Source organism: Kitasatospora sp. NPDC057500, assembly GCF_042802195.1.
GTDB lineage: Bacteria > Actinomycetota > Actinomycetes > Streptomycetales > Streptomycetaceae > Kitasatospora.
Genome location: NZ_JBHVER010000063.1, coordinates 1 through 13,020, shown reverse-complemented (window position 1 = coordinate 13,020; position 13,020 = coordinate 1). Strand labels below are relative to the sequence as shown.

At 75.1% G+C, this 13,020-nt stretch carries 13 protein-coding genes and 1 tRNA gene; 6 read left to right on the top strand and 8 right to left on the bottom strand.

Translation table 11 applies throughout. The features are described 5' to 3' along the window. The first annotated feature begins 165 nt into the window (after positions 1 to 165). Positions 166 to 657 (top strand): hypothetical protein, encoded by a 492-nt coding sequence (locus tag ACFU74_RS16125; RefSeq protein ID WP_380756905.1) that lies wholly within the window; start codon positions 166 to 168, stop codon positions 655 to 657. 437 nt (positions 658 to 1,094) lie between these two features. Here ACFU74_RS16125 and ACFU74_RS16120 read toward each other — a convergent pair whose 3' ends face one another. The 4 genes from ACFU74_RS16120 to ACFU74_RS16105 all read right to left on the bottom strand — a co-directional run bounded on the left by ACFU74_RS16120 (position 1,095) and on the right by ACFU74_RS16105 (position 3,565). Then, entirely contained in the window at positions 1,095 to 1,787 is a 693-nt protein-coding gene (locus tag ACFU74_RS16120; RefSeq protein WP_380756903.1) for a permease prefix domain 1-containing protein, read from the bottom strand. Next, on the bottom strand, positions 1,784 to 2,125 hold the full coding sequence (locus ACFU74_RS16115) for a PadR family transcriptional regulator (protein WP_380756901.1): 342 nt from the start codon (positions 2,123 to 2,125) through the stop codon (positions 1,784 to 1,786). Before ACFU74_RS16115 ends, ACFU74_RS16120 begins: the two co-directional genes overlap by 4 nt. A gap of 583 nt (positions 2,126 to 2,708) precedes the next feature. After that, positions 2,709 to 2,784 (bottom strand) — tRNA-Lys (locus tag ACFU74_RS16110). 58 nt (positions 2,785 to 2,842) lie between these two features. After that, entirely contained in the window at positions 2,843 to 3,565 is a 723-nt protein-coding gene (locus tag ACFU74_RS16105) for a DNA polymerase beta superfamily protein (RefSeq protein WP_380756899.1), read from the bottom strand. Between the two features lie 94 nt (positions 3,566 to 3,659). On the opposite strand from ACFU74_RS16105, the gene ACFU74_RS16100 reads away from it, so the two are divergent. From ACFU74_RS16100 to ACFU74_RS16090, 3 genes are read left to right on the top strand one after another with little or no spacing between them, the layout of a single operon-like run. Then, positions 3,660 to 4,430, top strand: a complete 771-nt coding sequence (locus ACFU74_RS16100; RefSeq protein WP_380756897.1) for an SDR family oxidoreductase — start codon at positions 3,660 to 3,662, stop codon at positions 4,428 to 4,430. Positions 4,431 to 4,486: 56 nt separating this feature from the next. Beyond that, positions 4,487 to 5,194 (top strand): tyrosine-protein phosphatase, encoded by a 708-nt coding sequence (locus tag ACFU74_RS16095; RefSeq protein ID WP_380756895.1) that lies wholly within the window; start codon positions 4,487 to 4,489, stop codon positions 5,192 to 5,194. Positions 5,195 to 5,215: 21 nt separating this feature from the next. After that, the gene (locus ACFU74_RS16090) at positions 5,216 to 6,190 is read left to right on the top strand and encodes a phosphorothioated DNA-binding restriction endonuclease (RefSeq protein WP_380756893.1); all 975 of its coding nucleotides are present in this window, start codon (positions 5,216 to 5,218) and stop codon (positions 6,188 to 6,190) included. A gap of 12 nt (positions 6,191 to 6,202) precedes the next feature. Here ACFU74_RS16090 and ACFU74_RS16085 read toward each other — a convergent pair whose 3' ends face one another. Continuing rightward, the gene (locus ACFU74_RS16085) at positions 6,203 to 6,652 is read right to left on the bottom strand and encodes an RICIN domain-containing protein (RefSeq protein ID WP_380756891.1); all 450 of its coding nucleotides are present in this window, start codon (positions 6,650 to 6,652) and stop codon (positions 6,203 to 6,205) included. 55 nt (positions 6,653 to 6,707) lie between these two features. On the opposite strand from ACFU74_RS16085, the gene ACFU74_RS16080 reads away from it, so the two are divergent. Then, positions 6,708 to 7,895, top strand: coding sequence for a hypothetical protein (locus ACFU74_RS16080; protein ID WP_380756889.1), 1,188 nt, complete (start codon positions 6,708 to 6,710; stop codon positions 7,893 to 7,895). A 147-nt stretch (positions 7,896 to 8,042) separates the two neighbouring features. Further along, on the top strand, positions 8,043 to 8,378 hold the full coding sequence (locus ACFU74_RS16075) for a hypothetical protein (protein WP_350547672.1): 336 nt from the start codon (positions 8,043 to 8,045) through the stop codon (positions 8,376 to 8,378). A gap of 5 nt (positions 8,379 to 8,383) precedes the next feature. On the opposite strand, the gene ACFU74_RS16070 is transcribed toward ACFU74_RS16075, so the two are convergent. From ACFU74_RS16070 to ACFU74_RS16060, 3 genes are all read right to left on the bottom strand, one after another. Continuing rightward, complete coding sequence (locus tag ACFU74_RS16070) at positions 8,384 to 9,208, bottom strand: TIGR02452 family protein (protein WP_380756887.1); 825 nt, start codon at positions 9,206 to 9,208, stop codon at positions 8,384 to 8,386. Between the two features lie 143 nt (positions 9,209 to 9,351). Beyond that, on the bottom strand, positions 9,352 to 11,742 hold the full coding sequence (locus ACFU74_RS16065) for a DEAD/DEAH box helicase (RefSeq protein WP_380756885.1): 2,391 nt from the start codon (positions 11,740 to 11,742) through the stop codon (positions 9,352 to 9,354). A 206-nt stretch (positions 11,743 to 11,948) separates the two neighbouring features. Beyond that, complete coding sequence (locus tag ACFU74_RS16060) at positions 11,949 to 12,755, bottom strand: hypothetical protein (RefSeq protein ID WP_380756883.1); 807 nt, start codon at positions 12,753 to 12,755, stop codon at positions 11,949 to 11,951. Positions 12,756 to 13,020 lie beyond the last annotated feature (265 nt).

Below are 13,020 nucleotides of genomic sequence, written 5' to 3'. Positions count from 1 at the left end.
GGGCGGGGCCGTGATCGGCCGGGCCCGCCCCGGCCCCCGGGCGGAGGCCGTCCGCGGCGCCACCAGTAGGCCGGGAACAGGTAGGCAGGCTACTCAAGTAGGTCGACCTGTGCTACCAATTGATTGGTAGCCAACGTATTGGCAGTCAATCCATAGGGGGTCCTGGTGACCAAACTTCTGCTCTCGGTGCACGTGCTGGCGGCGATCCTGGCGATCGGCCCGATCACGGTGGCGGCATCGATGTTCCCCCGCTTCGTCAAGCCGCAGACCGAGGGCGACAACCCGGCCGGGGAGGAGCGCACCCCCGGCACCGCGGCGCTGCTGCACCGGATCTGCCGGGGATACACCGTCGTCGGCGTCGCCGTACCGGTCTTCGGCCTCGCCACCGCCGCCCGGATGGGTGTGCTGGGCGACGCCTGGCTCATCGCCTCGATCGTCCTCACGGCGATCGCCGCGGCCCTCCTGCTGATGGCGATCCTGCCCGGTCAGGAGCGGCTGCTCGCCGGGCCCGCCGGCGCGGCCGCGGACGCCGCGGCGCCGGAGGCGACCCGGTCCGCCGCGGCGCGCCTGGCCATGGTCACCGGGATCTTCAACCTGCTCTGGGCCGTGGTCGTCGTGCTGATGATCGTCCGCCCCGGCTCCACGACCGGCGCCTGAGCACCGAGCGCCCGCAGCACCCGCCCGATCCGCCCCATCCGCCAAATCCGCCCAGGACGAGGACAGACATGACCCCCTCCAATGCAGCATCCGGTCCTGCCGGAGCCCTGGCCGATTCCGTCGCGGGCCCGGTGCTGCTGCCCGACAGCATCGGCTTCACCGAGGAAGCGGCCGGCTTCCAGCTCGGGTTGCGCCACCGGCCGGACCTCGTGGTCGGTGCGCGCCGGGTCGCGGACGTGCGGATCGTGCAGCGGCTGGTCGGCGAGTACGGGGTTCCGGTCACCGTGCACAACGCCGGCCACGGGATGCGCCACGGCGCCGACGAGGGGATCGTCCTGACGCTGCGCCGGCTGAACGGCGTCCTGGCTCCGCGAGAAGGCGTACGGATGGCGAAACGGAGAGGTTCCGCCGTCGCGACGGCGGAACCTCTCGCGCGGTCAGCGCTCCCCGGCGCCCAGTGTCCCGAGGACCAGCCGGGCGCAGTGCCGGCAGGACCGGGCCGAGCCCGCCACCAGGGCGTGCGAGGTGGCCGCGAGGATTCCGGCGAAGGCCAGCAGCAGCCAGTTGGTGCCCAGCGCGGCCGCGATGGCGAGGGCGAGGGTGGCGACGGCCATGGAGACGCTGGCGAGGGTGCCGCCCCAGGCGACGGTGAGCGGCAGCCGCTCCGGCGTGGGCAGCCGGCGGGCGAGAGTGCCGGTGGCCGCGAGGGCCACGGCGGCCAGGAGTGCGGCCACGGCGGAGACGCCGGCCAGGTGGGCGGCCAGGAACTGGGCGGTGCGCGGCAGTTCCCAGGTCGGGTCGTGGCCGGCCTGGCGGACCAGGTACCAGCAGGCGATCACGAAGGGGACGGTGAGCGCCACGGCCCGGGCCGTGTGCCGGGCCTGGGCGATGGTCAGCTCGCGCTGCCAGCTCACCACGAGTTCGTCGGCGGTCCCGAACTCCCGCACCGCCTGGTCGGCGGCGCGCCGGTACGTCAGCCCCGCCCGGGTGCGTTCCGAGACGGCGTCCGTCAGGTCCTCGCGGACCTCGGCCACCATGCGCGCCTTGGTGCGCGCCGGGCCGTGCAACGCGGCCGACAGGGTCGCGACGTAGTCCTCGATGGGGTCGGTCTGCGGGGTGACGGCACTCATGCGCTGGCACCGGACGGCGTGACGGGATTCAGGACCGAGCCGATGGCGGTGGTGAACTCCTGCCATGCCGTGCGCTCGCTGGCCAGGGTCCGGCGTCCGGCCTCGGTGAGCTCGTAGCACCGCCTGCGGCGCTCGCCGGCCGACTGCCAGCTGCTGGCCAGCAGCCCGATCCGCTCCAGCCGGTTGAGCGCCGGGTAGATCGTGCCCGTGCGCAGCTCCAGCGCGCCTCCACTGCGCTGCTGGACCGCGGTGATGATCGCGTAGCCGTGCAGGGGTCCGGTTTCGAGTACGGCCAGCAGCAGTCCGTCCAGGTGGCCGCGCACCGCATCCTGTCTCATGAGTCGGCAGCCTACACAACCCAGGTATTGGCGTGCTATCTATTGGCAGCCAATGCATACCGATGACGAAGGGCCCACCAGTGACCAAGGTGCTGCCATCCGGTTCCACCTCGGGGCTACTACCTACTACCTACCGCTTGCGCCAGGCCCGGACGGCAAGCCGCGACCGGACCGCAGGTTCGGCTTCGAGCACATCGCCTACGAGCTCGCGTCGACCGCCAAGGCCCGCGCCGAGTACGCCGCATGGACGACCCAGTACGGCCGCAAGCCGGGCCGGCCGAAGGCCGGCACCCAACCGCCGCCCGTCCCGGGCCTGTCCAGCTGCACTCGATCCGAGCCGGCGGCCGACCCATGACCACGGCGGGTGAACCACGGGAGCACAGGGTGGGCGCCGGCAGACATCGGTGCAGGCGGATGGATGGAGGCTCGGAAGGGCGGACCGGCGGTGGTATCCCCGCCCAGTCCCCGCACGGGGAACATATCGGGCATTTCGGCGTCCCGCTGCGAGGTCGCACCAGGTCTCGTGGAGGCTCCAAAAGTAAAAAAGAGCCAAGTCAGTTGGGGTCTGACCTGGCTCTCGGGGTGGTGGGCCGCCAGGGGTTCGAACCCTGAACCTACGGATTAAAAGTCCGCAGCTCTGCCGATTGAGCTAGCGGCCCTGGGCCCGGCCGGGTTGGCGGTGGCGGGCCGCCGCGATCCTACCCGGTGGGGTCGGGCTCACGCGTGCGCGGCCGGGGGGTGGGACGTCCAGTGGGCGGTGCGGACGCGGTGGAGCCAGGCCTCGGCGGGGCGCTCGTCGGGGCGGTCGGGGAGGACGCCGGGGCGGTCCAGGCGGTCGGTGGCGGCGGCGAGGAGGTGCTCGGCGTGCGCGGGGTCGCCGGCGATGCGCTCGCCGAGGTCGCGGACGCGCTCCGGGTCGGGCAGCCGCACCCGGTTGCGGCCGGTCTCGTGCAGGTGGACCGCCTGGTCGAGGAGGCGGACCAGGTGGCGGGCGTGCTTGGCGGCCCGGGCGCGGGCGGCCGGGTCAGCGGTGTCGCGGGTCCGCAGTTTGCGGAGCTGCTGGGTGGCGTAGCCGAGGTAGGAGGTGCGGACGCCCCGGGCGCTGAGGAAGGAGGCGCGTATCGCGAGCAGCTCATCGCCGAGCGGGGTGCGGACCTCGTAGAGGTCGTCGGGCAGCCAGACCAGCTCGGAGGCGGTGGGGTTGCAGCCGAGCGCCAGCCGGCACCACTTGGCGGCCTCGTGCAGGGTGCGGTCCGGGGCGGTGGTGACGTGCGACTCGGCGGGGCGGCGCAGGCCGTGGAAGCCCTCGGTCGGGGCGGCGAACAGCCCGAGCCGGTCGACGTCGGAGCCTGCGTGCGCCAGCCCGTACGCGGTGGAGCCGACGATGCCGGAGAGCAGGACGGTACCGGAGAGCAGGACGGTGCCGGGCGCGGTGGACACGGGCGGGCTCCTCTCGTCGGCCGGTGCCGAGGAGTCTGCCGGGCGGAGCCGCGCCGGGCGAACGGATTTCGGCCGGGCGGGTAGGGTGCGGGACATGTCGACCGCGAACGGTTCCGAGCAGCCCGACGTCGTTCTGATCACCGGTGCCGGCCGCGGCATCGGCGCCGCCACCGCCCTGCTGGCCGGGCGGCGCGGGTACCGGGTGTGCGTCAACTACCGGGCGGACGAGGCCGCCGCCGCCTCGGTGGTGGACGCGATCCGGGCCGACGGCGGCACCGCGATCGCCGTCCGCGCGGACGTCTCCCGCAGCGCCGAGGTGGCCCGGCTGTTCGACACCGTCGACGCCGAACTCGGCCCGCTCACCGGCCTGGTGAACAACGCCGGCACCCTGGAGCGGCAGACCCGGCTGGAGGACATCGACGAGGAGCGGCTGAACCGGATCTGGGCCGCCAACATCACCGGCCCGTTCCTGTGCGCCGCGCAGGCCGTGCGCCGGATGTCCACCCGGCACGGCGGGCGCGGCGGAGCCATCGTCAACGTCTCCTCGGCGGCCTCCCGGATCGGCGCGCCCAACGAGTACGTGGACTACGCGGCGGCGAAGGGGGCCGTCGACTCGATGACGCGCGGGCTGGCCCTGGAGGTCGCCGCCGAGGGCATCCGGGTCAACGCCGTGCGGCCCGGCCTGATCCACACCGGCATCCACGCCCTGGGCGGCGAGCCCGGCCGGGTCGACCGGATCGCGCCGAACCTGCCGATGCGCCGCGGCGGGCGGCCCGAGGAGGTCGCCGAGGCGATCCTCTTCCTGCTGTCGCCCGCCTCCTCGTACAGCACGGGCGCGTTCCTGGACATCGCCGGCGGGCGGTGAGACCCGGCGGATCCTCTCCTTCCCCTGGAACGGTCCGCGCCCATACCGTGGTGGCCATGACCGACGACGTGCAGTCCGCCTTCATCGACATCCCCGGGGTGCGCAACTTCCGTGACGCCGGGGGCGTCGGCACGCTGCGCCGGGGAGTGCTGTTCCGCTCCGGCTCCTTCCACACCCTCACCCCCGAGGGCGCCCTGCGGCTCAAGGCCCTCGGCCTGCGCACCGTGATCGACCTGCGCAGCCGGCACGAGGAGGACGCCTTCCCGGACCTCCGGCACGACCTCGACCACGAGACCCTCCGCCTGCCCACCCTGCCCGCGAACCGGGAGGACTGCGACCGGCCCTGGCCGGAGGACCAGGTCGAGCTGTACCCGTTCATGGCCGCCACCGCAGGCCCGTCGCTGGTCGCCGCGATCCGCCGCCTCGGCGCCTCCGGCACCCTGTCGGCCGTCGTCCACTGCGCCGTCGGCAAGGACCGCACCGGCCTCACCATCGCCGTCGTCCAGTCCCTGCTCGGCGCCTCCGAGGCCGACATCACCGCCGACTACCTGCTCTCCAACACCGGCCTCGGCCTGTTGGACGGCCCCACCCCGTACGTCGACGAGGCCGGCGCCGAACGGATCTCCCGCCCGGTCGCGGCGGAGCTGCTGGCCTCCTCCTTCGCCTGGATCCACGACCACCACGGCTCCCTCCCCGCCTACCTCCACGCCCACGGCGCCACCGACGCCGACCTGGACGCCCTCCGGTCCAACCTGTCGGTCTAGGCGGGGACGAGGGCGCAGGGGATGAAACGGGGGGAGCTGCTCGGCGCGCTGGACCGGCTGCGGCAGGCGAACACCGGCGGGGTGCGGGCCCCGCACAAGCCGCTGCTGCTGCTCTGGCTGCTCGGTCGGCACGCCCACTCCGGGACCAGCGTGGTCACGTACGCGGAGGCCGAGGAGCCGGTCAGCCGGCTGATCAACGACTTCGGGCCGGCCGTCGGCCGCGCGACCGCCGCGCAGCGGGCCGCCATGCCGTTCGTCCACCTGGAACGGAGCCTCTGGTCACTGACCGACGCCGCCGGGCGCGAGCTCGGCAAGGACGACGTCCGGGACAGCGGGGCGGCGCTGCGCGGGGTGGGCGCGGTGGGGCGGCTGCGGCCCGAGGTCGAGCGGCTGCTCACCGAGGACCCGTCGGCCGGGCCGTTGGCCGTCCGGCTGCTGCTCGACCGGCACTTCACGCCCTCCCTGGAGGCGGCGATCTGCGAGCAGGCGGACGTCGGCCTGCCGGAGCCGGACGTCGCCGACATCGCCGCCCCGGAGGACGGAGCCCCGGACGGGACGGCGGGGGAACCGGCGTTCCGGCTGGTGCGGCGGCGGGTGCGGGCCTCGGGGTTCGCCGCCGACGTGCTGCGGGCGTTCGACCACGCCTGCGCGTTCTGCGGCTACGACGGCCGGCTCGGCCGCCACACGGTCGGCGTCGAGGCCGCGCACATCCGCTGGCACAGCCAGGGCGGCCCCGACGTCCTCGCCAACGCCTTCGCGCTCTGCTCGCTGCACCACGCGCTGTTCGACTTCGGCGTGCTCGGGGTCACCGAGGACCGCACCGTGCGGATCTCCCCGCACTTCCGCACCGACTCCCCCGCCGGCGAGGCCGTCCGGGCGCTGCGCGACCGCCGGGTGCCGCTCCCGCACGGCCGGCCGGCCGCACCGCGCGCGCACGACTTCCTGCGCTGGCACGACCGTTCGGTGTTCAAGCACGACGGGTACCGGCTGGACTGAACGGCCCGCGGACTACCGGCGTTCCAGGCGCCACCACTGGGTCGGGGAGTCGGTGTCCTCCCACTGGTGGACGGGGGCCGTCGGGTCCTCGGGCGGCGCGGTGAGGGGTTTGCCGCTGATGAAGCTGCTGAGGGTGTAGGTGCCGGGGGCGTCGACGTGGTGCTCGACCAGCCACTCCTGGGCGCCGAAGGCGTTGGCGGACCACTGCTGGACCGGCACGCCGTCGTCGGTCGCGGCGCCGGTGACGTCCAGGCGCTTGCCGCCGGCGACGTTCTCGACGTGGAACAGCGCGCCGCCCGGGTGGACGGCGGTCAGCCGCCAGAGCTGGGCGTCCGAGCCGTCCTCGGCGCCGAGTTGCACCTTCACGCCGCTGCGGCGACTGCCGCCGGGGACCTCCAGCAACAGGCCGGTGGCGACGTTCCGGATCCGGTAGAGGCCGTCGGTGATCTTGTGGTCGGTCACCCGTCGAGTCTCGCATCCGGCAGTGACAGACGGAGGAGGCCCTAGGCTGCGGGGAATGGTGTTCGACCCTCGTTCCACACAGGACGGCCGCGGGCCGTCGAACAGTCAGCAGTCCGCCCTCGCCGCGGCGGTGGGCGCCCTGGAGGCCGCCGTCGGCGGCCTCGCCGCGGACGGTCCGGACGGTCCCCCGGACGGCGGGGAGCGCTTCGATGCGGCGCTGCGCCGGCTGGGCGGGGCGCTCGGGCCCGCCGGGGAGGCGGAGTCGGCGGCGGCCGGGCCCCGGCTGGCGGCGCTGCTGCCGGCCACCCCGCTGTTCCCGCGCGCCCATCTGGCGATGATGGTCGGTGCCTGCGTGGAGCGCGGCGCCGATCCGGTGGCCTGCGCCGGCCCCGTGCTCGCCGGGCTGCGCGAGGCGCTGACCGGCGCGCTGCTGCTGCTCGACCGGTGGGCCGAGGGCGGCGAGGACTGCGGCGACGACGGGGACGACGGCGACGGCGACGATGCCCTGCCGGACCCCGACCGGGACGACCCCGGCCGCGCCCACGCCCGGCTCACCGGGCCCGGACGGACGGACCCGCGGCACGCCCACCGCGCGGTGGCCGGCTGGTGGACGCTCGGCCTGTGGCAGCGGGCCGCGTTCGCGCTCTGCGCACACGCCGCCGTGCGCCGCGCCGCCCGCGCCGACGGCGTGACGGAGGTCCTCGGCGAGCTGATCGACCGCTACCGCGAGCGGTCCGATCAGCACGACCTCAAGGGCCTGCGGTACCTGGCCGCGACCCTCGACGACGAGCCGCTGCTCGTCCTGCACCGCCCGAGCGGCACCGGCTACCTGCTCCGGATGGACGGCCTGACCGACAACTTCCAACTGCACACCCTGCTCGCCGAGGCACTGATCGGCGGCGGCCACCTGCCCGGCAGCCGCCCCGACCCGGAGGTGGTCGCGCTCAGCCGCACCCGGTGGCTGGACGGGCGCCGGTTCATCGCGACGGGCGCGTTCAACCTGGTCGCGCCGGACGGCGGTTGGATCTGGAACGAGGGCATGCCGGAGTCCATCCCGGTGGTGGACGGCGTACGGACCCTCGTCCTGGACCCGCAGCCGTTCGAACAGAGCTGGGCGGCCGGGCGGTTCGTCGAGCAGGTGCCCGGCGACCTGCGGCTGGAGCGGGTCCTGGCGCCGCATGAGGCCGCCGCCCGGCTGGCCGCCGCCGCGCCCGCGCTGCCCTTCGAGCAGGCGGTGCGGTAGGTCCGCTCCTCCGGAGCACGCCGGGCGGCCGGGGGTTCCGGGGTCCCGGACGGGCGGGCCGGGGCCGCGGGTTATGGTCGGAGGCCGGGGGAACCCCGGGAAGCCGCCGCGGATCCGGGCCGGATCCGCCGAGGAGTGGAGTCGACGATGGCGAGGATCCCGAACGCGCTCGCGAGCACCGCACCGGCCGCGCTGACCGCGGCGAGCGGTCTGGTCGGCGGCTACGGTGTCGCCCGCTGGACCGGGAAGCGGCAGCTCGGCGGCGCGGTGCTGGCCGTGGCCGGCGCGGGTGCCGCCGCGCAGTGGCACCGGCGCTCGGGGGCGCCCGCCGCGGCCGCGCTGACCGGCCTGTACGTGGCGGCCTTCGGCGGCTCGCACCCGCTGGCGAAGAAGATCGGCGCCTGGCCCTCCGTCTTCGCCGTCACCGGCGTGGTGACGGCCGCCTCCGCGCTCACCTCGGCGCTGGTCACCCGCAAGGGCTGAGCGGATCAGCTCCCGAACCGGGCCTCGAAGGCGGCCCGGTTCGGCGAGACCGGCGTCCGGTCCCAGACCGCGAAGACCACCCGGTCGAAGGCCGCGCCGTGGCGGTCCAGCGCCTGCTCGAAGGCCTCCGCCACCTCGGCCGGGTCGTTGCGGAACACCCCGCAGCCCCACGCCCCGAGCACCAGCGCGCGCACCCCGTGCCGGGCGGCCGCCGCGAGCACCCGCTCGGCCCGCTCGGCGAGCACGCCCCGGACGTCCACGCCCTCCGGGGTGCGCAGGGCGAGCTGGCCGGCGTTGGGGGCGGGCGAGGTCAGGAAGGTGACGGCGTACGGGTGCGCCAGCAGACCACCGTCCCCGCCCCGGATCACCGGCACACCGGGCGAGACGATCACCCGGTGGCTGTACCGGAGGTCGGTGGAGGCGCGGTGCGCCTCGTAGTAGTCCGGCGCCTCCAGCAGGCAGGTGTACAGCAGGGCGCTGCGGCAGAGGTCCTCCTCCTGCGCCCGGGCACCGCGCAGATAGCCGCCGCCGGGGTTGCGGGCGGAGGCGAAGTTGAGCACGCCGACCGTCCCGGCACCGGCTCCGACCAGCCGGTGGGCCGCCTCGATGCTGCCCTCGGCCGTCACCTCGACGGCGCCCGCCGCCACCCGACCGGGGCCGCCCGCCGCGACCAGCGCGTCCAGCGCGGCCGGGTCGTACGACACCGTGCCGGCCCGCGCCGCCGCCAACCGCTCGGCCACCCCGACGAGTTCGCCCCCGGTCGCGCGGTAGTCCCCCCGGTCGGCGATGCCCTCGTTCACCGCCGCCACATCACGCATTCTGCTGCTCATGCCGCCGACGGTAGGCGACGGCGGAGGCAGCACGCCACTGGTTATTCTCAGCCGCAGAACAACGGTCCCGGCGGCAACGGCGACGGGCCCGCCCCACCGGAGTGGAACGGGCCCGTCGCGGGTGCGTCAGGTGCTACGCGGCGTCAGTTCTTCCAACGCGGCTTGCGGTCGTCGCGGTTGAAGCCACCGGAGCGGCCGCCGCGGTCGTCGCGGTCACGGTTGAAGCCACCGGACTGCGGACGGCCGCCGGAGCGGTGGTCGTCGCGGCGGGCGAACGGACGGTTGTTGCTGCCGCCGCGCTCGTCGCGGTCGCGGCCGAAGCTGCGGTCGCGGTCACCGAAGGAACGGGCCGGACGGTCGCCGAAGGAACGGCTGCCGCGGTCGTCACGGTCACGGTTGAAGCCGCCACGGTCACGGTCACCGAACGAGCGGCTGCCACGGTCGTCACGGTCACGGTTGAAGCCGCCGCGGTCACGGTCACCGAAGGAACGGCCGCCGCGGTCGTCACGGTCACGGTTGAAGCCGCCGCGGTCACGGTCACCGAACGAGCGGCTGCCACGGTCGTCACGGTCACGGTTGAAGCCACCGCGGTCACGGTCACCGAAGGAACGGCTGCCACGGTCGTCACGGTCACGGTTGAAGCCGCCACGGTCACGGTCACCGAAGGAACGGCCGCCGCGGTCGTCACGGTCACGGCCGAACGAGCGGCCGCCACGGTCGTCACGGTCACGGCCGAACGAGCGGCCGCCACGGTCGTCACGGTCACGGTTGAAGCCACCGCGGTCACGGTCGCGGTTGAACGACGGGCGCTCGGTGCGCGCCTCGCGGTACGACGGGGTGCGCTCCTCGGTCACCGCGGCCGGCTCGGCGGCGGCCACCGGGGCGGCGGCGGTCTCGTCCGCGGCGGCATCCTCGGTCGCGGCCTCGGCGGCCGGGGCCTCGTCCTCGATGCCCAGCTCGGCCCGCTCGCGCGCGGCCCGGGCGGACAGGCGGTCGGCCTCGTCGCGCAGCTCGGCGGCGCGGCGCTGCGCGCGCTCCAGCTGGCGGGTCATGTCGGCGACCTCGCGCTCGGCGGCGCCGGCGATGTTGGCCGCGCTCTCCGCCTGGACCTCGACCAGCGAGCGGGCACCGGTGATCCGGGCCACCTCGGCGTCGAAGGCGTGGTCGAGGATGTGGCGGCCGGCCTCCACGCCCGCGTCCTCCATCAGGCGGAAGACGCCGCGGCGCTGGTGCGGCAGCACCAGGGTGACGACGGTGCCGGAGCGGCCGGCCCGGGCGGTGCGGCCGGAGCGGTGCAGGTAGTCCTTGTGGTCGCCGGCCGGGTCGACGTTGAGCACCAGGTCGATGCCGTCGACGTGGATGCCGCGCGCGGCGACGTCGGTGGCGACGACGACGTTGACGTAGCCGTCCTTGAAGTCGCCGAGCACCCGGGTGCGGGCGCCCTGGGTCATGCCGCCGTGCAGCGCGTCGGCCTTCACACCGGCCTCGACCAGCTGCTCGGCGACGCGGTCGGCGCCCATCTGGGTGCGGACGAAGATGATCGTGCGGCCCTTGCGGGCGGCGATCGCGTTGGTGATCGGCGCCTTGTCCTTGGGCTTCACCACGAGGATGTGGTGGGTCATGGTGGTGACGGCGCCGGCCGACGGGTCGACCTCGTGGGTGACCGGGCCGTTCAGGTAGCGCTTGACCAGGGTGTCGATCTCGTTCTCCAGGGTGGCGGAGAACAGCAGGCGCTGGCCGCCGGCCGGCACCTGGTCGAGGATCTCGGTGACCTCGGGCAGGAAGCCCATGTCGGCCATCTGGTCGGCCTCGTCGAGGACGGCGACCTGGACGTCGTCGAGCTTGGCCGAGCCGCGGTTGATCAGGTCGCGCAGTCGGCCCGGGGTGGCCACCAGGACGTCGACGCCGCGCTCCAGCGCGTAGATCTGGTTGGACATCGAGGTGCCGCCGCAGACGACCTTGAGGCGCAGGCCGAGCACCGAGCCGAAGGGCTCCAGGGCGTCGGCGACCTGCATGGCCAGCTCGCGGGTCGGGACCAGGATCAGGCCGCGCGGGTGCTTCGCGCGGGTGCGCTCGCCGTCGGCGAGGCGGGTCAGCAGCGGCAGGCCGAAGCTGAGGGTCTTGCCGGAGCCGGTGCGGCCGCGGCCCAGCACGTCCTTGCCGGCCAGGGCGTCCGGGATGGTCGCGGCCTGGATCGGGAACGGGGTGGTGACGCCGCGCTTGGCGAGGGCGCGGACGACCTCGTCCGGCAGGCCCAGGTCGCCGAAGGTGACGGTCGGCTCGGCGTCGGCGGCCTCGTCGGCCGCGTCCTCGACATCGGCGTCGACGGCGTCGGCGTCGGCGTCGGCGTCGGCGTCGGCGTCGGCGTCGGCGTCGGCGTCGGCGTCGGCGTCGGTGGTGGTCTCGGCGGTGGTGTCCTCGACGGCGTCGACGGCGGCGATCAGCTCGGCGTCGGCGTCGGCGGGAACGGTGGTGGCATCGGCGGCGGACTCGCTCGCGGGCATGGCGAAGCGGGCGTCGTCAACGAGAGACATGCAAAACCTTCCGGAAGTGGCACGCGCCAAAGTCCGGGGTTCTGTTTCACAACCGCCTCTATGCGGTCAGCCACGGATCGCCGGAACGCGCCAAGGGCGCCAGATGGGAGTAGGGCGCCAGTCAAATGGATCAAACGAACGATCTACCACCATAGAGGAGCCCGGGGATCAGAGGCAAATGCGCTGGCCAGGCTGCGGTTCGGCGCTCAGTGACCGCCCGGCGCACCCGAACTGGGGGGCGCGGTGGCGCTCGGGACGGGGGTCGGCTGGGGGGCCGTGGTGGCGGTCGGGGCGGGGGTGGTGTGGCCGGGTTCCGGGGAGGACGGGCGCCCGGTCGGGCTGGCCGCCGGGGCGGAGGTCGTCGTCCCGCCCGTACCGCCGCCGGTGCCGCCGCCCGTGGTGGCCCCCGGACCGCCCGGTGGGTGGCCCGTGCCGCCGGAGCCGCCGCCGGGGCCGCCCGCCGTGCCTCCGGCCGGTCCGCCCGTGGCGGCACCACCGGCGCCCGGACGGGGCGCGGGACTGGCGTTCGCGCCCCCCGCGGTACCCGTCGCGCCGGGCGCGGACTCACCGGAGGCCGCCGCCGGCACCGGCTCCGCGCCCGCAGGCGCGCCGTTCACGCCGCCCCCGCCGTTGCCGCCGCCGCCCGCGCCCGCCGTCCCGTTCGAACCCCCGCCCGCCTCACCGGGGGCCGCGTTCATCCCCCCGGTCGGCGCACTCTGGGCCGGTGCGCCCGCCGCACGCTCCGAGCGCCCGGTCGCGCCCCCGGGGTGTCCGGCGCCGCTCGGCGAGGCCGACGAGGTCGCCGCCGCCCCCGTCCTGGTCGGCGTCCCCGCCTGGCCGACCGGCACCACCCCGTGCCGCTCGTCCGCGCCCGGCCCGACCGACATGCAGCCGGTCAGCCCCAGCCCGGCCACCGCCAGCACCGCCGCGCCGCGCACCACGGCACTCCGGACCACCGCCGTGTCCCGCTCCGCCACCGCACGCACCACCCGCACCGCACGCATCGCCGCCACCGAAGTCCCTCTCCTGCACCCGCCCCGCCCTGGCCGCCCACCCACCGCGCACGGCCACCCTTCCGGGTGTCCAACGCCCGCCGCGGGCGCCCGGACACGGGTGGGACCCCCGGAAGCACCCGGACGGGCACCGGGCGGGCACCGGGCGGGCGGCCCGGCCCCGGCGGCTCAGAAAGTGTTGGGTAATTGATCAACTGTGTGCCGTGATGCGCTGGTGGTGATCTTCGCGGGCCTGGTGTCCGCGAAGATAACCGCCCTGTGTGTC

What these genes read in the sequence shown, in the direction of transcription:
- ACFU74_RS16120 (WP_380756903.1), bottom strand. Translation starts at nt 1,787, where the DNA reads ATGAGTGCCGTCACCCCGCAGACCGACCCCATCGAGGACTACGTCGCG.
- ACFU74_RS16115 (WP_380756901.1), bottom strand. Translation starts at nt 2,125, where the DNA reads ATGAGACAGGATGCGGTGCGCGGCCACCTGGACGGACTGCTGCTGGCC.
- ACFU74_RS16100 (WP_380756897.1), top strand. Translation starts at nt 3,660, where the DNA reads ATGTCGACCGCGAACGGTTCCGAGCAGCCCGACGTCGTTCTGATCACC.
- ACFU74_RS16095 (WP_380756895.1), top strand. Translation starts at nt 4,487, where the DNA reads ATGACCGACGACGTGCAGTCCGCCTTCATCGACATCCCCGGGGTGCGC.
- ACFU74_RS16090 (WP_380756893.1), top strand. Translation starts at nt 5,216, where the DNA reads ATGAAACGGGGGGAGCTGCTCGGCGCGCTGGACCGGCTGCGGCAGGCG.
- ACFU74_RS16080 (WP_380756889.1), top strand. Translation starts at nt 6,708, where the DNA reads ATGGTGTTCGACCCTCGTTCCACACAGGACGGCCGCGGGCCGTCGAAC.
- ACFU74_RS16075 (WP_350547672.1), top strand. Translation starts at nt 8,043, where the DNA reads ATGGCGAGGATCCCGAACGCGCTCGCGAGCACCGCACCGGCCGCGCTG.
- ACFU74_RS16070 (WP_380756887.1), bottom strand. Translation starts at nt 9,208, where the DNA reads ATGAGCAGCAGAATGCGTGATGTGGCGGCGGTGAACGAGGGCATCGCC.
- ACFU74_RS16065 (WP_380756885.1), bottom strand. Translation starts at nt 11,742, where the DNA reads ATGTCTCTCGTTGACGACGCCCGCTTCGCCATGCCCGCGAGCGAGTCC.